This window comes from Thermus sp. NMX2.A1 (assembly GCF_000511705.1).
GTDB classification, from domain to species: Bacteria; Deinococcota; Deinococci; order Deinococcales; family Thermaceae; genus Thermus; species Thermus scotoductus.
The window spans coordinates 1-16,878 of record NZ_ATNI01000034.1 but is presented as its reverse complement, the minus strand read 5'-3'; the positions used below and the strand labels follow the sequence as shown (position 1 = coordinate 16,878).

Genomic DNA, 16,878 nt, shown 5'->3' with positions numbered 1-16,878 from the left:
GATTGATCCATCGCTTCGTTCATTGTCCACCTCCGAAATCGGTTGCCGAACAAACACACCTGCACCCAACCCTTTTCTTCCCCACACCGTTACCCAGCGGTGAAGTCAGCCAGGTAAGACCAGCCTAGAAAGGCCTGGATGACTGGAGGATGACAGGTTCGGGCGGTTCAGGGCAGGTACATGCCGAAGCCAAGGCCGACCCCCTCGAGGCTCCTGCGGTCTGCAGGGCTTAGGGTTTCCGGGGAAATCCGCTCCAAGAGCGCCTGCGCCACCGGTTCCCCAAGCCGCAAGGCCGCCACCGCCACCTGGACCAGAGCCCGCGGAGCTCCCTCTAGGTCCTCGGCCACGGCTAGGGCTTCCATCAAGGCCTGCCGGGCAGCCTCCTTATCGTCCAAAGCCAGGAGAGCCTGGCAGGTATACGCCAGGCCCAAGCAGGCATAGGCCCGCCCCAGGTGCGCACCCGGACGTTCAGCGAGAAGCTCCAGCGCCAACCGCGGCTCGTGAGCCTCCAGACAAGCCCGGGCCATCACCAACGCCAGGTACTCGCTCACGTCGAAGGGCCCCAGAGCCCGAGTAGCCTGAGCCAGTTCCCAGTGGGCCAGGGGCTCACCCCGCTCCACGTCGGCCCCCACCAGAAAGGCCGCCACCAGGACCCGCCAGTAGGGATCCTGCCCCTGAGCCAGGTGGAAACCCTCCTCCAAAAGGGCGTAAGCCTCCCTAAAACGGCCCCTATGGGCGTAGAGCGCCCCCAGATAGGCCAGGATGCGGATGCGGTGGCGGGCATCGGGATGGTCCAAGGCCAGTTCTGGCTCCAGGAGGTGTATGGCCTCACCAACCTTACCCAATCCCCACAGGACCGCAGCGTAGGCGGTTCGGGTCAGGTGCAAAAGCTCCTCGTCCTCTATCTTGTGCGCCAGAAGGTAGGCCTTTCGGGCGTAGCCTGCCGCACGAAGGGGATCGCCAATGGCGAGGTAGGCCCTAGCCCGCAGGGCCTCTACCCGCACCCTGAGGGGTAAGGAACCGTCCAGTAGATCCGCCAACAAGGCATCCGCCTCACCATAACGCCGCTCCTCACGGCAGATGTCGGCAAGAAGGAGCTGGGCTTCAACCCGTGTAGCTCCCTCCAGATCGCTTCGCCGATCTTGGCTGTGACTAAGAGCCTTCTCCAGCATGGCCCTGGCTTCGGCATAGAGGGCCCGTGCCTGATAATCCCGTCCAGCAGCCAGCCAAAAACGAGCAGCCACCTCTTCCCTGCCTCCCTCCAACCAGTGCTGGGCGATGCGGGCAGGATGGGCCCCGGCCTCCTCGAGGGCCCGGGCCACCTGGCGGTGCAAGTGGGCTTGCAGGGGAACAGGGATGCGTTCCTTAACCGCCTCCAGGAGGAGGTCGTGGGCGAAGCGCCCTTGCCGCAAAATCTGGGCGGCCTCGAGCTCAGCCCACGGCCGGGCCAGCTCCAGGGGAGCGCACTCAAGAACACCGGCAGCCAACTCCAGGCTCAGGTCTTCCCCTAAGATGGCTGCCACCTGTGCCAGGCGCAGGGCTGCCGGGGAAAGGAGCCCCAAGCAGCGCGCCACCTGCTCCCTGGCCCGCTGGGAGGTTGGAAGATGACCGGGCGCCTCTGGCCCCTCCCCCAGCTCCCAAAGCACACGCAGGGTTTCCAGAAGGAAAAAGGGAATGCCCCCGGTATAGCGGAAAAGGGCAGGTGCAAGCTCCGTAGGCGATAGGTTTGGAAGCTCCAAGGAGGCCAAAAGCGCTTCCACATCACCGGGCTGAAGGGGATCGAGGAGGATCCGCACCGCCAACCCCGCCTGCACCAACCCATCCACAGTAGCCTGCGCTTCAGCTGAAAGCTCCCCCTGGCGGTAGGCGCCGAGGTAGTGGCGAGGGCCGGAAGCATCAAGGGCAAGCTTCGAAAGCATGTAGGCCCACGCCTCGGCACTTGCCGCATCCAGGTACTGCAAATCGTCCATCACCAAAACCCCCGCTTGCCTCCGGAGCTCCCCCACCGCCTCGGCCATGGCGGCAAAGAGACGGATGCGGTCGGCAGGATCCCTCCAGGGAAGTGGGTCCAGAGGAAAGAGGTCGGGAAGGATACGGCTTAACTCCCGCCGCACCCAAGAAGGCAAGCGCAGCCCGGGAGACTCCCCAAAAGCTTCCCGCAAAGCGCGGGCATAAAAGGCGAAGGGCGTGCCCTTATCCCCCGGTAGGGCTGACATCCAGACGTAGGAACCCTTTCGGCTAGCAAAGTCCCGCAGAAGCCGCGTCTTGCCTATACCTGGTTCACCGGCAATAAACACCAGCTTCCCCGCTTCCCAGGCTTCCTCTATCTGGACCAAGGCCTGCTCGCGGCCCACCAGCACCGGGGGTTGCCAAAGGACAAGAGGGATCTCCCGCCTTAGCCGCCCACCTGCCCCAGGCAGAACGGCTCCCCGCTCGATGACCTGAACCAGGGCCTGGGTTTCGGGTAGGGGATCCACTCCCAGCTCCCGCTTAAGCCGCTCCCGGCCGTGATGGTAGGCGGACATGGCCGCTCCCCGGTCGCCCCGGAGGTAGTAAAGGCGCATCACCCGGCGAAGGTGCTCCTCCGAGAAGGGGTCCGCCTCCGCAAGGCGCAGGGCCAGGGCTAAAGCCTTGCGCAGCTCACCCTCCTCCTCCAGGCGCCTCGCCTCGGATTCCAAAGCCTCCCGCCATAGGCCAGATAGGTGCTCCCGCTCGGCCTGAAGCCAGTCGGCAAAGTCGGGACAGTCGTCGTAATCGTAGCCCCCTATTAACTCGCCCTCGAGGTCCACCGCCTCGGCGTATTTCCCCTGTAGGGTGGACAAGATAAGCCGGGTAACATCGGCTTCCAAGTCCTCCGCAAGCTGGAGGGTTCCTTCACCCCTTACGGCCTCATACCCGCCCACCGCCCTGCGGAGCCTCCGCAGGGACTGGACCAGGTTGTTGCGGGCAGCCCGCTCATGGGTTTCCGGCCAAAGCAGGCCCGCGAGCTTGGAACGGGGCGTGGGGCCCTCGAGGGCCAAGTACGCCAGCACCCCCGCCACCTTGCGCTCCAAAGGTATCCAAGACTCCCCTAGCCCCAGGGTAGCCCTTCCCAACAAGCGGAGGTGGGACTTGGCCATCTTCCCCCTTGATTCCCCCCAGTATAGACCCGCCCCCCCGTGCGTGTAACGCCCGTGTAACATTCGCACCCTAACCTGGTAGCAGATGGTCGTGCACAGCCTTGGGGTTTACCTGCCAGAAAGCCGCGTTACCGCCGAGGAGATTGCAGCCTGGACCCATCTGCCTGCCGAGGTGGTGCGGGAAAAGCTGGGCATCCTGGAAAAACCCGTACCGGGACCCAAGGACCACCCCGCCGACATGGCGCTATGGGCTGCCCAGGCCGCCTTGGGCGCAGCGAACCTTCCCGGGGAAGCGGTGGACTGGGTGATTTCCATCGTGGAGGAATTTAAGGATTACCCCGTCTGGACCACAGCTCCTTACCTGGCCCTGGGCCTTGGGGCCTCGAGGGCCAAGGGGCTAGACCTCAACCAGAAGTGCGCCTCCCTTATGGGGGCCTTGGAGGTGGCCCGGGGGCTTTTCGCCACCCACAAGGAGGTGCAGGTGGTCCTGGTGGCGGGGGGCTACCGCAACGGGGACCTGGTGGACTACCTGGACCCCAACACCCGCTTCCTTTATGACCTGGCCGCAGGGGGTGCTTCCCTGGTCCTCACCCGAAAGGGCCCGGGGTTAAGGCTTCTGGGCCTCGCCCACCGCATGGACCCAACCCTGGCCCTGGCGGTCAAGGTGCCCGTGGGCGGCACCCGCAACCCCTTAACCCCGGGCAACCTCTCGGCGTTCCGCCTCCGCGTGGAGGACCCCGAAGCCATGAAACAGCGGTTGGACGCCACCTCTATTCCCACCTTCCTGGAAGTAATACGGGAAGCCCTAGAAGAAGCAGGGTACACCGAGGCCGATCTGGATTACCTGGCTCTGCTCCACATGAAGCGCTCAGCCCACCGGGCGGTGCTGGAGGGCCTGGGGCTAAGGGAGGAGCAGTCCATCTACCTGGAGCGCTTTGGCCACCTGGGCCAGCTGGACCCCATCCTCTCCCTGAACCTGGCCTGGGAGAAGGGGCTTTTGCGGGAGGGAAGCCTGGTGGCCCTGGCCGCGGCGGGCGTGGGCTATTTCTACGGGGCAGCGGTACTCCGCCTGGAAGGAGGGCTTCATGCTTGAGCCCAACTGGCTGGGATGCCTTGCCGCCTACCATCCAAGGCGCCAGGCGGTCTGGTTCCGTGGGGCATGGCTGACCTACGCCGAGCTTTACCAAAGGGCGCAAAGGGCCGCCGGAACCCTCCGGGACCTGGGGGTGGGTAAAGGGGACCGGGTGGGTCTTCTCGCCTGGAACCACCCGGCGTACCTGGACCTCCTCTTCGCCGGTCCTCTCCTCGGGCACATCCTCACCCCCTTCAACCACCGCCTCAGCCTTCCCGAGCTCCAGGCCCTTTACACCTATACCGAGCCCCGGGCGCTCTTCTATGGGGAGGGCTTCCAGGAAATCGCCCAGGCCCTGGATCCTAGGGCCCTGCCCCTCGAGGTCCTCCTCGAGGGGGCGGAAATAGAGGAAGCCGCCCGGGTAGGGCTGGAAGACCCCGCCCTCCTCCTCTTCACCGGAGGCACCACCGGCCTGCCCAAAGGAGCCCTGATCCCCTACCGCCAGCTCCTGGTTAACGCCGTCCAGACCGCCTTCTCCTGGGGACTTTCCCGGGAAGATCGGTACATCCTGGCCACCCCCATGTTCCACGCCGCCTTGAACGCCCTGGCCACTCCCCTCCTCTACCTGGGCGGGAGCGTGGTGATCCAGGAGCGTTTCCGGCCCGAGGAGTACCTGGACCTCGCCCTGACCCACCGCCCCACCCTCCTCTTCCTGGTACCCACCATGTTCCAGATGCTCCTGGAAACCCCGGGCTTCGCCGAGGCCGATCTCTCCTTCGTGCGTTTCGCCATCTCCGGCGGGGCCCCTTGTCCGGCCCCGGTCCGGGAAGCCTTTCGCAGGAAGGGCGTCCGCTTCAAGCAGGGGTACGGCCTCACCGAATGCGGGGTGAACTGCTTCACCCTGGAGCTGGAGGAAGCAGAGGCGTATCCCGAAAGCGTGGGCCGGCCCATGCCCCACCTGAAGGCCCGGCTGGTGCGGGAGGATGGGCAGGAGGCCAAGGCAGGGGAAACCGGAGAACTTTGGCTTTCGGGGAGCGTGGTCATGAAAGGGTATTTCCGCCGCCCCGAGGAGAACGCCAAGGTCTTTGCTCACGACGGGGAAAGGCTCTGGCTCAGGACCGGGGACCTGGCCTTTCAGGATGAGGGGGGGCGTTTCTACATCGTGGGGCGCAGGAAGGAGATGTTCATTTCCGGAGGGGAAAACGTCTACCCCGTGGAAGTGGAGCGGGCCTTATACGACCACCCGGCGGTGCGGGAGGCAGCGGTGGTGGGCGTGCCGGATCCCAAGTGGGGCGAAGTGGGGGCGGCCTTCGTGGTCCTTAAGGAACCCCTGGAGGCGGAAGCCCTCCGCGCCTTCCTCCGGCAGCGGCTGGCGGGGTACAAAGTACCCAAGCACATCGTCTTCTTGCCGGAGCTACCCAAGTCCGGGCCCGGGAAGGTGCAGAAGGAGGCCCTGAAAAGGATGTGGGAGGCGGAACATGGCCAAGCTTAGGTACCGCGTGGAGGGAGAGGGGCCAAAGGTGGTGCTCCTCAACGGGCTCTTCCAGCGCCTGGAAAGCTGGGACCCCGTGGTACCCCTCCTTTGGGGCTACACCCTCCTCCGCTACGACATGCGGGGCCAGGGGGAAAGCGAGGCCCCCGAGGGCCTCTACACCCCAAAGGTGCACGCTCAAGATCTCCTCGCCCTCTTGCAGGAACTGGGCTGGGAAGAGGCCTCCTTGGTAGGTCTTTCCAACGGGGGCATCGTGGCCCTGCAGGCCGCCCTCATGGCTCCTACACGCTTCCGGGGCTTGGTCCTGGCCTGCACCACCCCTTACCTGGACCCCGCCCTAAGGGCCAAGGTGGGTAGCTGGCTGCACGCCCTGAAGGCCGGAGGCACCCCCTTGCGCCTAAGGGTGGCCATGCCTTGGATCTATGGGGCGGGCTTCCTCAATGCCCATCCCGAACTCCTCGCGGAGGAAGGCCTCGCTTCCCTCATCGCCCAGGCCCCGGACGAGAGGGCCCAGGAAAGGCTCCTTCAAGGGTTTCTTAGCCTCGAGGACCTCAGGCCCCGCCTTCACAGCCTGGCCCTGCCCGCCCTGGTCCTCTACGGAAAGGAGGACCTGCTCTTCCCCAAGCCCTACGCCCAGGCCCTGGCCGAGGCCCTGGGAGCGGAGCTTCAAGCCCTGCCCACAGGCCACGCGGCCCCCCTGGAGGACCCCTTGGCCTTCGCCCAAGCTGTGAGGAAGTTTCTGGAGGAAATCCATGCTTAGCTGCCTGGAAAGCGGAAAGGGAGTCCCCGTGGTGCTGGTCCATGGAAACTTTGCCTGCAAGGAGTGGTGGCGGGAGGTTTTGCAGAACCCTCCCGAGGGGACCTGGCTTCTGGCCCCCGACCTCCCGGGTTTCGGGGAAAGCCAGGCACCCCGGGATTTCACCCCTTCCATCCCCGCCTACGCCCAGGCCCTAAGGGCCTTCCTCCGGGAAAAGGGTGCGGAAGAAGCCATCCTGGTGGGCCACTCCCTGGGGGGTGCGGTGGTGATGGAAGCGGCGGGCGAGAAGACCCGGGGACTCGTCCTCATCAACCCCGCCCCGCCCTCCGGGTTGCAAACCCCTGAGGCCTACTACCCCATCCTGGAAGGCTACCGGCACAACCGGGAGGCCCTGGCCCAGGCCCTGGCGGCCATGGCGCCCACCCGCAGGCCTCCCTGGTTCCCTGAGCTGGTGGAGAAGGCGCAGGGGATGCACCCCGCCCACTTCCAGGGCAACGCCCGGGCCCTGGCGGCCTGGCGGCTGGAAAGGGCCTATCCCGGGCCGGTCCTGGTGGTCTACGGCACCCTGGACCCCCTCGTCACCCGGGTTATGGCGGAGGAAACCGCAGCCTTCTTCCCCAGGGGGAGGCTTCTTGTCCTCGAGGGGGTGGGCCACTCGGTGAACCTGGAAAGCCCGGAACTCTTGAAAGACATTCTGAAGGACTTTGTAAAGGAGGTGTACGGTGAGGTTCAAGGTAGGGGATAAGGCCAGTTACACCCAGACCATCTCCGAGGCCCACGTGGCCCTCTTCGTGGGGGCGGTGGGGGACACCAACCCCCTGCACGTGGACGAGGCCTATGCCAAAGGAAGCCGCTTCGGCAAACGCATCGCCCAGGGCATCCTGGTGGCGGGCCTCATCTCCACGGTGATCGGCACGAAACTGCCGGGCACCGGGGCCATCTACCTCTCCCAGACCCTGCGCTTCCTTAAACCCACCTACCTGGGGGACACCATCACCGCCACCGCCATCGTCAAGGCGGTGCGGGAGAGGGAGAAGGGCGGCCTGGTCCTCACCCTGGATACCTTCTGCGAAAACCAGCGGGGGGAGAGGGTTATCGAGGGTGAGGCGGTGGTGCTCTACGAGGAACCTACGGGCGCAAGGCCCTAGGGAAAGGAGGTACGGGATGCGAAAGGTGTTGGGATTTCTGGCTCTCGTGACAGGTCTGGCCTTTGCCCAGACCTCCCTGAAGGTGGGGGTCATCCTGCCCCTCTCCGGGGCTTCGGCGGTTTCGGGCAAGGCGGCGCTGAACGGCATCCAGCTGGCCGCCGACGAGGTGAACACCGCCGGCAAGGTCCGGTTGGAGCTGGTGGTGGTGGACGACGGCACCGATGCGGCCAAAGCCGTCCCTGCCTTCACCAAGCTCATGACCGTGGACAAGGTGGACATCGTGATCGGAGGCCTGGCTAGCGGCGTCACCTTTGCCCTTTCCGGCCCCGTGAAGCAGTACGGGCCCCTCTTCTTGGCCATCGGGGCCGCCAGCTCCGTGGTGGAGCAGGCCTTCGAGGGGTACCCCCTCCTCTTCCACTACCACCCCTGGGACTACCACAACGTGGCCGCCGCCCTGCAGTTCTTCCAGTACCTAAACCGGGAGCACGGGGCAAGAAAGGTGGCCATCCTCTACGAGGATGGGCCCTTTGGTTCTGCGGGCATCGGGGTCTACAAACAGCAGCTGGAAAAACTGGGCTACCAGGTCCAGGCGGAACCCTTCAAGGCGGGAAGCGGCCAGTTCACCGCCATCCTCACCCGCTTCCGGGCCTTCGCCCCGGACATCCTCTATTGGATCGGGTACGACGTGGATGCCTTGCCCATCGCCACCCAGGCAAGGCAGGTGGGGCTCAGGCCCAAGCTGATCTACGGCGCCCCGCCCTCCTGGCCCATCGGTTTCGAAAAGAACCCGCTTTCCAATGACATCGCTGGCATGACCGCCTGGTTGCCCACGGTGGCCAACCCCGAGTCCCGTCGCTTCGTGGACGCCTACCGCAAGAAGTACGGGGAGGTCACGGAGGAATACATGGCCCCCATGGGCTACACCATTGTCAAGAGCCTGGCCCTGGCGGCGGAAAAGGCAGGTAGCGCCGACAAGAACCGCATCGCCGAGGCCTTGGCCAGCCTCAAGATGAACACCCCCTTCGGCCCTCTATCCTTTAAGCCCTCGGACACGGGCCGCACCAAGTACCAGGGGTTTGGTCCGGAGATCTGGTTCCAGTTCCAGTACCTGCAGGGAAGCCGCCGGCCCGTGTTCCCCAAGGAAGTGGCCACAAGGCCCTTGCGCTACCCCGGGGAGTACTACCTGAGATAAGGAGTTGGCGGGAAGACCATGGAGCTCCTGCTGCAAACCCTCCTGAACGGCCTCCTCATGAGCGGGATCTACGCCTTGGTGGCCACGGGATTAGCCCTCTCCTTGGGGGTGGTGGGGATCGTTAACTTTGCCCACGGGGAGTTTTTGATGATGGGGGCCTTCCTCTCCTACCTCCTCTTTGCCTTCCGGGGGGTGGACCCCCTCCTCTCCTTGGGCCTCGCCTTCCTGGCTGCCTTTTTGGTGGGAGGCCTGGCCTACCAGGGCCTGATCCGGCCGGTACTAAAGGCCCCGGAACTCAACCAAATGCTCCTCACCTTCGGGCTGGCCATCCTCCTGCAAAACCTAGCCCTCCTCCTTTTCGGTGCCGACACCCGGGTGGTGGCCCCACCCTACCAAGCGACCACCCTCTCCCTGGGCCCCTTCTTCCTGGGAGCCGTACCCTTGGGGGCCTTTTTGCTCTCCCTCGCCATCCTCTTGCTGCTCCAGGTCTTCCTCACCCGAAGCCGGCTAGGCCTGGCCATGCGGGCCGTGGCCCAAAACCGCCTGGCCCCCGGGCTTCTGGGGATTGAGGCGGAAAGGGTCTACCTCCTGGCCTTCGGCCTGGCCGCTGCCTTGGCCGGTATAGCTGGGGTCATGCTCTCGGTGATGCTGTACGCCAGCCCCACCGTGGGCTTCGCCTTTACCCTCAAATCCTTCGCCATCGTGGCCCTGGCCGGGCTTGGCAACCTCAAGGGGGTGGTGCCCGCCAGCTTTGTTCTGGCCCTGGCCGAGGCCTTGGTGAGCACCTATCTACCGGGAGGGGGAGGGCTCGTGGAGGCGGTCTTCTTTTTGGTGCTCTTCCTCGCCCTGGTGGGCCGGGCCTGGAGGGAGGCATGAAGGGTTTCGGCCACCTTAGCCTGATCCTCCTCTTCCTGCTCTTCTTCGTCCTGCTACCCTACCTTCCCTTAGGGATCTGGCGGGCCTTCCTCCTGGACGTGGGTTTTTTCGTCCTCCTCCTTACCGCATTGGCCCTCTCCTGGGACCTGGTGGCCCGCACCGGCCAGCTTTCCTTGGCCCACGGTGCCTTCTTCGGTTTAGGCGCGTATGGAGCTGGGCTCTTGGCCCCCCAGGTGGGCACGCTCCCCGCCCTTTGCCTGGGAGCCCTGGCAGCGGGGGCCGGAGCCCTGGTCCTGGGGTGGGTAACCTTGCGCCTCCACGGCCTGTACTTCGCCATGGCCAGCCTGGCCTTCAGCGAGGTGCTCCGCACCCTGGCCCTGAAACTCCCCTTTACCGGCGGACCCATTGGCCTTCCGGTCCTGCCCCCCTTTGGAGGGAATTGGCCTTTGGCCGCTTATTACCTGGGCTTCAGCGTCCTCCTCCTGGCCACAGCCCTGAGCCTTTGGGCGGAAAGGAGCCCATTCCGCCTCGCCCAGGCGGCTACCCGGCAATCGGAGGCGGTGGCCCGGGTCCTGGGCGTGCAGGTGGTGCGGGTAAAACTCTGGTCCCTGTTCTTGGGAAGTGTGGTGGCCGGGCTCGCTGGCGGCGTCTATGGGATGAAAACCCTCTTCCTCTCCCCTTATGACGCCTTCAGCCTGGCAAGAGCCGTGGAAGCCCTGGTTATCCCCATCTTCGGCGGGCTTTACACCACCTTGGGGCCCCTGCTGGGCGGCGTGGCCTTGGTAAGCCTCGAGCAGGCCCTTAGGCTTTGGATCCAGGAGGGATACCTGGTGGTCTACGGAGCCATCCTCATCCTGGTCATCCTCTTCCTGCCCCGCGGCCTGGTGGGCGTTTTGGGGAGGCACCGTGGGTAAGGTTCTGGAAGTCATAAGGGTGAGCAAACGCTTCCTGGGGCTACAGGCCCTTAAGGAAGTGAGCCTTCACCTGGAAGAAGGGGAAATCCTGGCGGTCATCGGCCCCAACGGAGCCGGAAAAAGCACCCTCTTGAACCTTCTTTCAGGCCTACTAAGGCCCGACTCGGGCCGGATCCTATTCCAAGGGCAGGACATCACCCATCTCCCCCCGGAGGCCCGCACCCACCTGGGTCTCGGACGGGCCTTCCAGATCGTGCAGCCCCTCCCCGAGCTCACCGTGCGGGAGAACCTGCTGGTGGGGGCGCGCTTTGGCAAACCCCAGGTGCGACAGAAAGAGGCGGAGGCCTGGGTGGAGGAGGTGCTGCGCCTCACGGGATTGGAGCGCCGGGCGGAGGCTTTGGCCGGGGAGCTCACCCTTCTAGAGGACAAGCGGCTCGAGCTGGCCCGGGCCCTGGCCACCCGGCCTAGGGTGCTCCTCCTGGATGAGGTCATGGCCGGCTTGCGCCCCAAGGAAGCCGAAGAAGCCGTGGCCCTGGTGCGGCGGATCCGCGACGCCGGGGTCAGCATCCTGTTCATCGAGCATCTCATGCCCGTGGTGCGCGCTTTGGCCGACCGGGTGGTGGTTCTGGACTACGGCGAGGTGATCGCCGAGGGAACCTACCAGAAGGTAGCCCAGGACCAGAGGGTACGGGAGGCCTACCTGGGGAGGGGAGCATGAAGCTCAGGGTAGAAGGCCTAGAAACCGGCTATGGCAAGGCCCAGGTGCTCTTCGGCATGGACCTCGAGGTGCGCGAAGGGGAACTGGTGGCCCTCCTAGGAGCCAATGGGGCGGGCAAGACCACCCTGCTCCGGACCATTTCCGGCCTGATCCGCCCCTGGCGGGGCAGGATCCTTTGGGATGGAAAGGACCTCGGGGGTCTTTCCTCCGCCAAAAGAGCCAGGCTGGGGCTCGGCCACGTGCCCGAGGGCAGGCAGCTCTTTCCCCTGATGACCGTGGAGGAAAACCTCCGCCTGGGAGCGGCCTTCCTGGCCCCTGGCCAGGAAAAGGAGGGTTTTGAACGGGTCTACACCCTCTTTCCCCGGCTTGCGGAGCGAAGGAGGCAGCTTGCCGGCACCCTCTCCGGCGGGGAACAGCAAATGCTGGCCATCGCCCGCGCCCTCATGGGCTTCCCGAAAATCCTCCTGGTGGACGAACCCTCCTTAGGCCTGGCACCCCGGCTGGCCGAGGAGGTGCTCAGAACCCTCAACCGGGTGGCGGAAGAGGGGGTGGGGATTTTGCTGGTGGAACAGAATGTGGCCCTTTCCCTGGAGGTGGCGGCCAGGGCCTATGTGGTGGAACACGGGCGCATCGTGCTCCACGGCCCACCCCGTGCGGTGCTGGAGGACCCCCGGATCCGGGAGGCTTACCTAAGCTTGTAAGGCCACATCAAAGCCGCTGTTCGCTAGTCTCCCACCGCACGATACAGGTACAAGGCCATGCTCACCAGACACAAATCCTCCGCCCGACCCAGGTGAAGGCCAGTCAGTTCTTCGGCGCGATGAAGCCTATAGAGAACAGAGTTGGGATGGAGGCCCAGGCGATGGGCTGTCTTCTTGAGGGAAAACCCCGCCTGCAAATAGACCTCCAGGGTAGCCAAAAGCTCTGGATGGGGCTCGAGGGGAGCCAGGAGCCTCAATAGCCGCTCCCTTCCCTTGGGCGAATCCAAGGCAATGGCCAAGGGCCACAAATAGCGGGTTGGGTAGAGGCCGGGCGGCAACCGCAAGCAACTACCCAGGGCCAAAGCCTCCTCCAGGTCCGCCCCGACCCTTGAGGCATCCGTCCCTTCCTCTACCCAAAGCACCGCCTGGCACTTGCGGGCTAGGCCCCTAAGCTCCTGCTCCACCTCGGCCAGGGGCGCGGCCAGAAAAAGCAGGGCACCAAAGGGGCTTTGCTCGTAGACCAGGGTCTCGGAGGGGAGGCTTAAGTGGCGCGGGGCCAGGGCTATGGCCCCGGCATCGGCAAACCCCACCCCAATGCCCACAACCGATCCACGGGGAAGCCTACCCTCCAGGGCCAAGCGGTATCCCTGAGCCGAGGCCTCGCTTACCCGGTCCAGAAGTTCCACCACCCGGGGGGCCAGCTCCGCCAAGCGGTTTGGCGTCGAGTCCTTTAGAGCCTCGAGGGCATCTTTGGCCCAGAGGCGGTAAGCCCGGAGCAGGGCCGGGAGGGATACGCCTTGGCTCCGCCGGCGCTGGCCCACCGCCAAGGCCAGGTCCTCCACGTTCCCGCCCTCCTCGAGGGCCCGCAAGTACTCAAAGGAAACTACAGCCACATCCCGCTCGAGGATGCGCGTATCCAGCCGGGCGTAATCAGGGATTTCCTGGGCATAGTGCCAGGCCATAGTTTCAGCCCAGGACCAAAGAGTCCGGTGAAGGGCACCCATGCCTTTCCCCTCCTCGGCGTCTCCCTAGTATACAGGGACCTTCCACTTGAGGTCTAACACAAAACCCCCGGGCCCTACCTTGGATGAAGTCACAGTAGACGAGGCTTGGCCCTACCTTTACGCTTAAACACGAAACCTAGAGCCGTTGACCCCAAGGAGGAGGGAATGGTCAAGAACCTAATCGGTGCTGAGTGGCAGGAGGTTTCCCGCCCCACGTTGCCCGTGTACAACCCTGCCACCGGGGAGGTGATCGAGGAGGTTCCCCTTTCGGGGAAGGAGGAGGTGGACCGGGCGGTGGCTGCGGCCCAGAGAGCCTTTGAGGTGTGGAGCCGCACCCCCCTCATGGAGCGGGTCCGCCTCATGTTCCGCTTCAAGGAACTTCTGGAGAAGCACTTTGAGGACCTGGCCCACCTGGTCACCCTCCACCACGGCAAGACCCTGGAGGAGGCCCGCGGGGAGGTGCGCCGGGGCATCGAGGTGGTGGACTTCGCCTGCAGCGCTCCCACCCTCCTTCAGGGCCGCACCCTGCGGGAGGTCACGGGCGGGGTGGACCAGAACCTCTTCCACTACCCCTTGGGGGTGGTAGCCGGGATCCCCCCCTTCAACTTCCCGGTGATGATCCCCTTGTGGATGTTCCCCATCGCCGTGGTGGCGGGGAACACCTTTGTGCTCAAGCCCTCGGAGAGAACCCCCTTGGGGGCGGTGCGCCTGGCGGAGCTCTTCCTGGAGGCGGGCTTCCCCGAGGGGGTCCTCAACCTGGTCCACGGGGCCCAGGAGGCAGCGGAGGCCCTGGTGAGCCACCCGGAGGTGAAGGCGGTGCAGTTCGTGGGCTCCGAGCCCGTGGCCCGGAGGATCTACCAGCTGGCCGCCCAGCACGGCAAGAGGGTCTCGGCGGCCGGGGGAGCCAAGAACCACCTGGTGGTGATGCCCGACGCCAATCTGGACCAGGCCATCCCCGCGATCCTCAACTCCGCCTTCGGCAACGCCGGGGAAAGGTGCCTGGCAGGGAGCGTGGCCGTAGGGGTGGGGGGCGTTGGCCCCGAACTCTTGGAGAGGATTGTGGAGAGCGCCCGCAGGCTCAGGGTGGGTCCGGGATGGGAGGAGGGGGTGCAGGTGGGTCCCCTGATCCGGGAGGAGCACCGGAGACGGGTGGTGGGGTACATCCAAAAGGGCCTGGAGGAGGGGGCCAGGCTGGCCCTGGACGGCCGGGGGATCGAGGGCAAAGGCTTCTTCCTGGGGCCCACGGTGCTGGACCGGGTCTCCCCCCGCATGGTGGTGGGGCGGGAGGAGATCTTCGGCCCCGTGCTCTCCGTCTCCTACGCCCAGGACCTGGAAGAGGCCATCGCCCAGGCCAACGCCGTGCCCTATGGCAACATGGCCACCCTCTTCACCCAAAGCGGCCGGGCGGCCCGGGAGTTCAGGGAAAGGGTCCAGGCGGGGATGGTGGGGATCAACGTGGGCGTGGCCCAGCCCTTTGCCTTCTACCCCTTCTCCGGATGGCGCAATTCCTTCTTCGGCGACCTACACCCCCACGGCCCCGACGCCTTCCTCTTCTACACCCAAAGGAAGGTGGTGGTGGAAAGATGGTGATGCGGGCTGCGGTATTGGAGCGGGTGGGGGAACCCTTGAGGATAGAGGAGGTTCCTATTCCCGAACCCAAAGCCGGGGAGGTACTGGTACGGGTAGCAGCCTGCGGAGTATGCCACACGGATCTCCATGTGATCAAAGGAGAAGTAGCCTTCCCTACCCCTTGCGTACTAGGACACGAGATCTCGGGTACGGTGGCCGCTTTAGGCCCGGGAGTGGAGGGCCTAAAGGTGGGTGAAAAGGTAGTCTCCAGCTTCATCATGCCTTGCGGCCAGTGCCCCTACTGCGTTCGGGGAGAGGAGGATCTCTGCGAGCGCTTCTTCAGCTTTAACCGCCTCAGGGGCGTGCTCTACGACGGCGCCACGCGGCTCTTCCGCAAGGACGGGACGCCCCTATGGATGTACTCCATGGGTGGCCTAGCGGAGTATGCCGTGGTTCCCACCACGGATGTCTTCCCCCTGCCTGAAGGCATTGCCTTGGAGGATGCGGCCATCCTCGGCTGTGCCCTCTTCACCGCCTATGGTGCGGTGAAAACCGCTGGCCTCGAGGGTGGGGAGTCGGTGGCCGTGGTGGCCACCGGCGGGGTGGGTTTAGGGATCGTCCAAATCGCCCGGGCTTTCGGCGCCTACCCTGTGGTGGCCATAGACCTCCGGCCCGAGAAACTCGCTAAGGCAAGGACCCTTGGCGCTACCCATGCCTTCACCCCGGAGGAAGCCCCCCAAGCCATTCTAGACCTGACGGGCGGGCGGGGAGTAGACGTGGCCTTCGAGGCATTAGGGAGACCGGAAACCTTCCGTTTGGCCCTAAACCTCCTCCGGGATGGGGGAAGGATGGTACCCGTAGGCATCGCCCCTCAAGGGATGGAGGCCGGGGTGGAAATCACCCGCTTGGTCCGGCGCAAGCTCAAAATCCTAGGCTCCTACGGGGCCAAGCCCCGTAAGGACATGCCCATCCTCCTCAAGCTGGCGCAAGCCGGCATCGTGGGGGTGGGTGCAGAAGTTACTGATCGCTTCACTTTGGAGGAAGCCGACCTGGCCTACCGACGGCTGGACAAGGGGCAGATCGTGGGCCGGGCGGTGGTGGCGATGGGAGGTTAGGGTATGCTGAGGTACAAGCTTACGCGTAGAGGGGTTTTGAAGTTAGGTTTAGGCTCCGCCTTCTTCACCCTGAACAGCCTGGGGCAAGGGCGGGAGGCCATCCGCATCGGGCTCGTCGATCCTTTTTCTGGTGTGTACGCTGCCCTGGGTCGCAGTGAACTCGAAGGCGCTCGCATGGCGGTAGACGACGTGAACGTGAGGGGTGGAGTCCTGGGCAGGCCCTTAGAGCTTTTGCCCGAAGACTCGGCCGCAAAAACCGACGTGGGGGTACAGAAGCTGAGAAAGCTGGTGGAGCGGGATAAAATCCAGTTCTCCCTGGGGGAGGTATCCAGTGGGGTGTCCTTAGCCCTGAGTCAAACCGCCGCCGAATACAAGATGCTCCACATTGTTACTGGGGGACACGCTGACGCCATTACAGGCCAAAGCTGCCGGTGGAACACCTTCCGCATCCCCACGAGTGGGTCCATGGAAGCCAATGCTATTGGTCGGCTTTTGGCCGAACGCTTTGGGAAAAACTGGTACATCATCACCCCCGACTACGCCTATGGCTGGTCCTTACAGGAGAGCTTTACCAAGGTGGCGGAGCGCCTGGGCGGCAAGGTGCTTGGAGCCGACCGATTGCCCTTGGGCACAGTGGACTACTCCGCCGTTCTCCTCAAAGCAGCTAGGGCTAAACCTGATGTACTTCTCGTGTTCCAAGCAGGTGATGATGCGGTAGCCATTCTCAAACAAATCGTTCAGTTCGGCCTGGACAAACAGATGGCCATCGCCGGAGGACTTCAGGAATGGGAGAATATTGTAGCCCTGCCTAAAGAAGCCCGGATCGGCTGGTGGACCTTCGAGTGGTACTGGATCCAGCCCAATGTCCCTGAGGTTAAAACCTTTGTGGACCGGTACCGTCGGCGCTACCGCAAGGTACCCACTGCACGAAGCTGGTTCGGATACGCTGCTATATGGAGCCTGGCTCTAGCCATAAACAAGGCCAAGAGCCTGGATGCTGTTAAGGTAGCTCAAGCCATGGAGGGTCTGGAGCTACCTCGTAGCGTAGCCCTTCAGCCAGGGCGGGTCTACTATCGAAAAGAGGATCACCAGCTGATGACTGGGGTCTTCGTGGGGTATGTGCGCCAAGGCCAAGACCCCGATGACATATTTGAGGTGGTACGGGTAGTGCCAGGAGAAGAGGCCGCACCACCTCCCCAGG

General features: G+C 64.6%; 15 protein-coding genes. 13 read left to right on the top strand and 2 right to left on the bottom strand.

Annotated elements, in window-relative coordinates; genetic code table 11:
* Nucleotides 1–167: 167 nt before the first annotated feature.
* Complete coding sequence (locus tag TNMX_RS02455) at nucleotides 168–3,119, bottom strand: AAA family ATPase (RefSeq protein WP_253269358.1); 2,952 nt, start codon at nucleotides 3,117–3,119, stop codon at nucleotides 168–170.
* Nucleotides 3,120–3,204: 85 nt separating this feature from the next.
* Here TNMX_RS02455 and TNMX_RS02450 point away from each other — a divergent pair, with 85 nt between their 5' ends.
* Genes TNMX_RS02450 through TNMX_RS02405 form a run of 10 tightly spaced genes read left to right on the top strand, consistent with a single transcriptional unit; the run spans nucleotide 3,205 to nucleotide 11,989 of the window.
* Entirely contained in the window at nucleotides 3,205–4,212 is a 1,008-nt protein-coding gene (locus TNMX_RS02450; protein ID WP_038029125.1) for a 3-oxoacyl-ACP synthase, read from the top strand.
* Nucleotides 4,205–5,683 carry a class I adenylate-forming enzyme family protein gene (locus TNMX_RS02445; protein ID WP_038029122.1) on the top strand — a complete coding sequence of 493 codons (1,479 nt, stop codon included), beginning with the start codon at nucleotides 4,205–4,207 and terminating at the stop codon, nucleotides 5,681–5,683. The genes TNMX_RS02450 and TNMX_RS02445 overlap by 8 nt, the downstream gene beginning before the upstream one ends.
* Nucleotides 5,670–6,443 (top strand): alpha/beta fold hydrolase, encoded by a 774-nt coding sequence (locus tag TNMX_RS02440; protein WP_038029120.1) that lies wholly within the window; start codon nucleotides 5,670–5,672, stop codon nucleotides 6,441–6,443. Before TNMX_RS02445 ends, TNMX_RS02440 begins: the two co-directional genes overlap by 14 nt.
* Nucleotides 6,436–7,185: an alpha/beta fold hydrolase gene (locus TNMX_RS02435; protein WP_038029118.1), complete on the top strand. Its 750-nt coding sequence runs from the start codon at nucleotides 6,436–6,438 to the stop codon at nucleotides 7,183–7,185. Before TNMX_RS02440 ends, TNMX_RS02435 begins: the two co-directional genes overlap by 8 nt.
* Nucleotides 7,163–7,588: a MaoC family dehydratase gene (locus TNMX_RS02430; RefSeq protein ID WP_028493220.1), complete on the top strand. Its 426-nt coding sequence runs from the start codon at nucleotides 7,163–7,165 to the stop codon at nucleotides 7,586–7,588. Before TNMX_RS02435 ends, TNMX_RS02430 begins: the two co-directional genes overlap by 23 nt.
* 16 nt (nucleotides 7,589–7,604) lie before the next feature.
* Nucleotides 7,605–8,780, top strand: coding sequence for an ABC transporter substrate-binding protein (locus TNMX_RS02425; RefSeq protein ID WP_038029116.1), 1,176 nt, complete (start codon nucleotides 7,605–7,607; stop codon nucleotides 8,778–8,780).
* An 18-nt stretch (nucleotides 8,781–8,798) separates the two neighbouring features.
* Entirely contained in the window at nucleotides 8,799–9,656 is an 858-nt protein-coding gene (locus TNMX_RS02420; RefSeq protein ID WP_038029114.1) for a branched-chain amino acid ABC transporter permease, read from the top strand.
* Nucleotides 9,653–10,570, top strand: a complete 918-nt coding sequence (locus TNMX_RS02415) for a branched-chain amino acid ABC transporter permease (RefSeq protein ID WP_052037892.1) — start codon at nucleotides 9,653–9,655, stop codon at nucleotides 10,568–10,570. The genes TNMX_RS02420 and TNMX_RS02415 overlap by 4 nt, the downstream gene beginning before the upstream one ends.
* Nucleotides 10,563–11,288: an ABC transporter ATP-binding protein gene (locus TNMX_RS02410; protein WP_028493216.1), complete on the top strand. Its 726-nt coding sequence runs from the start codon at nucleotides 10,563–10,565 to the stop codon at nucleotides 11,286–11,288. Before TNMX_RS02415 ends, TNMX_RS02410 begins: the two co-directional genes overlap by 8 nt.
* Complete coding sequence (locus TNMX_RS02405; RefSeq protein ID WP_038029111.1) at nucleotides 11,285–11,989, top strand: ABC transporter ATP-binding protein; 705 nt, start codon at nucleotides 11,285–11,287, stop codon at nucleotides 11,987–11,989. Before TNMX_RS02410 ends, TNMX_RS02405 begins: the two co-directional genes overlap by 4 nt.
* A gap of 23 nt (nucleotides 11,990–12,012) precedes the next feature.
* On the opposite strand, the gene TNMX_RS13520 is transcribed toward TNMX_RS02405, so the two are convergent.
* Complete coding sequence (locus tag TNMX_RS13520) at nucleotides 12,013–12,951, bottom strand: PucR family transcriptional regulator (RefSeq protein WP_126218514.1); 939 nt, start codon at nucleotides 12,949–12,951, stop codon at nucleotides 12,013–12,015.
* A 207-nt stretch (nucleotides 12,952–13,158) separates the two neighbouring features.
* Between TNMX_RS13520 and TNMX_RS02395 the strand changes: the two genes are divergently transcribed.
* From TNMX_RS02395 to TNMX_RS02385, 3 genes are all read left to right on the top strand, one after another.
* A complete protein-coding gene (locus TNMX_RS02395) occupies nucleotides 13,159–14,583 on the top strand; it encodes a CoA-acylating methylmalonate-semialdehyde dehydrogenase (RefSeq protein WP_038029108.1) in 1,425 nt (474 codons plus the stop codon).
* Nucleotides 14,583–15,677 (top strand): zinc-binding dehydrogenase, encoded by a 1,095-nt coding sequence (locus TNMX_RS02390; protein WP_038029126.1) that lies wholly within the window; start codon nucleotides 14,583–14,585, stop codon nucleotides 15,675–15,677. The genes TNMX_RS02395 and TNMX_RS02390 overlap by 1 nt, the downstream gene beginning before the upstream one ends.
* 3 nt (nucleotides 15,678–15,680) lie before the next feature.
* On the top strand, nucleotides 15,681–16,878 hold a 1,198-nt coding region (locus tag TNMX_RS02385; RefSeq protein ID WP_038029106.1), incomplete at its 3' end, for an ABC transporter substrate-binding protein.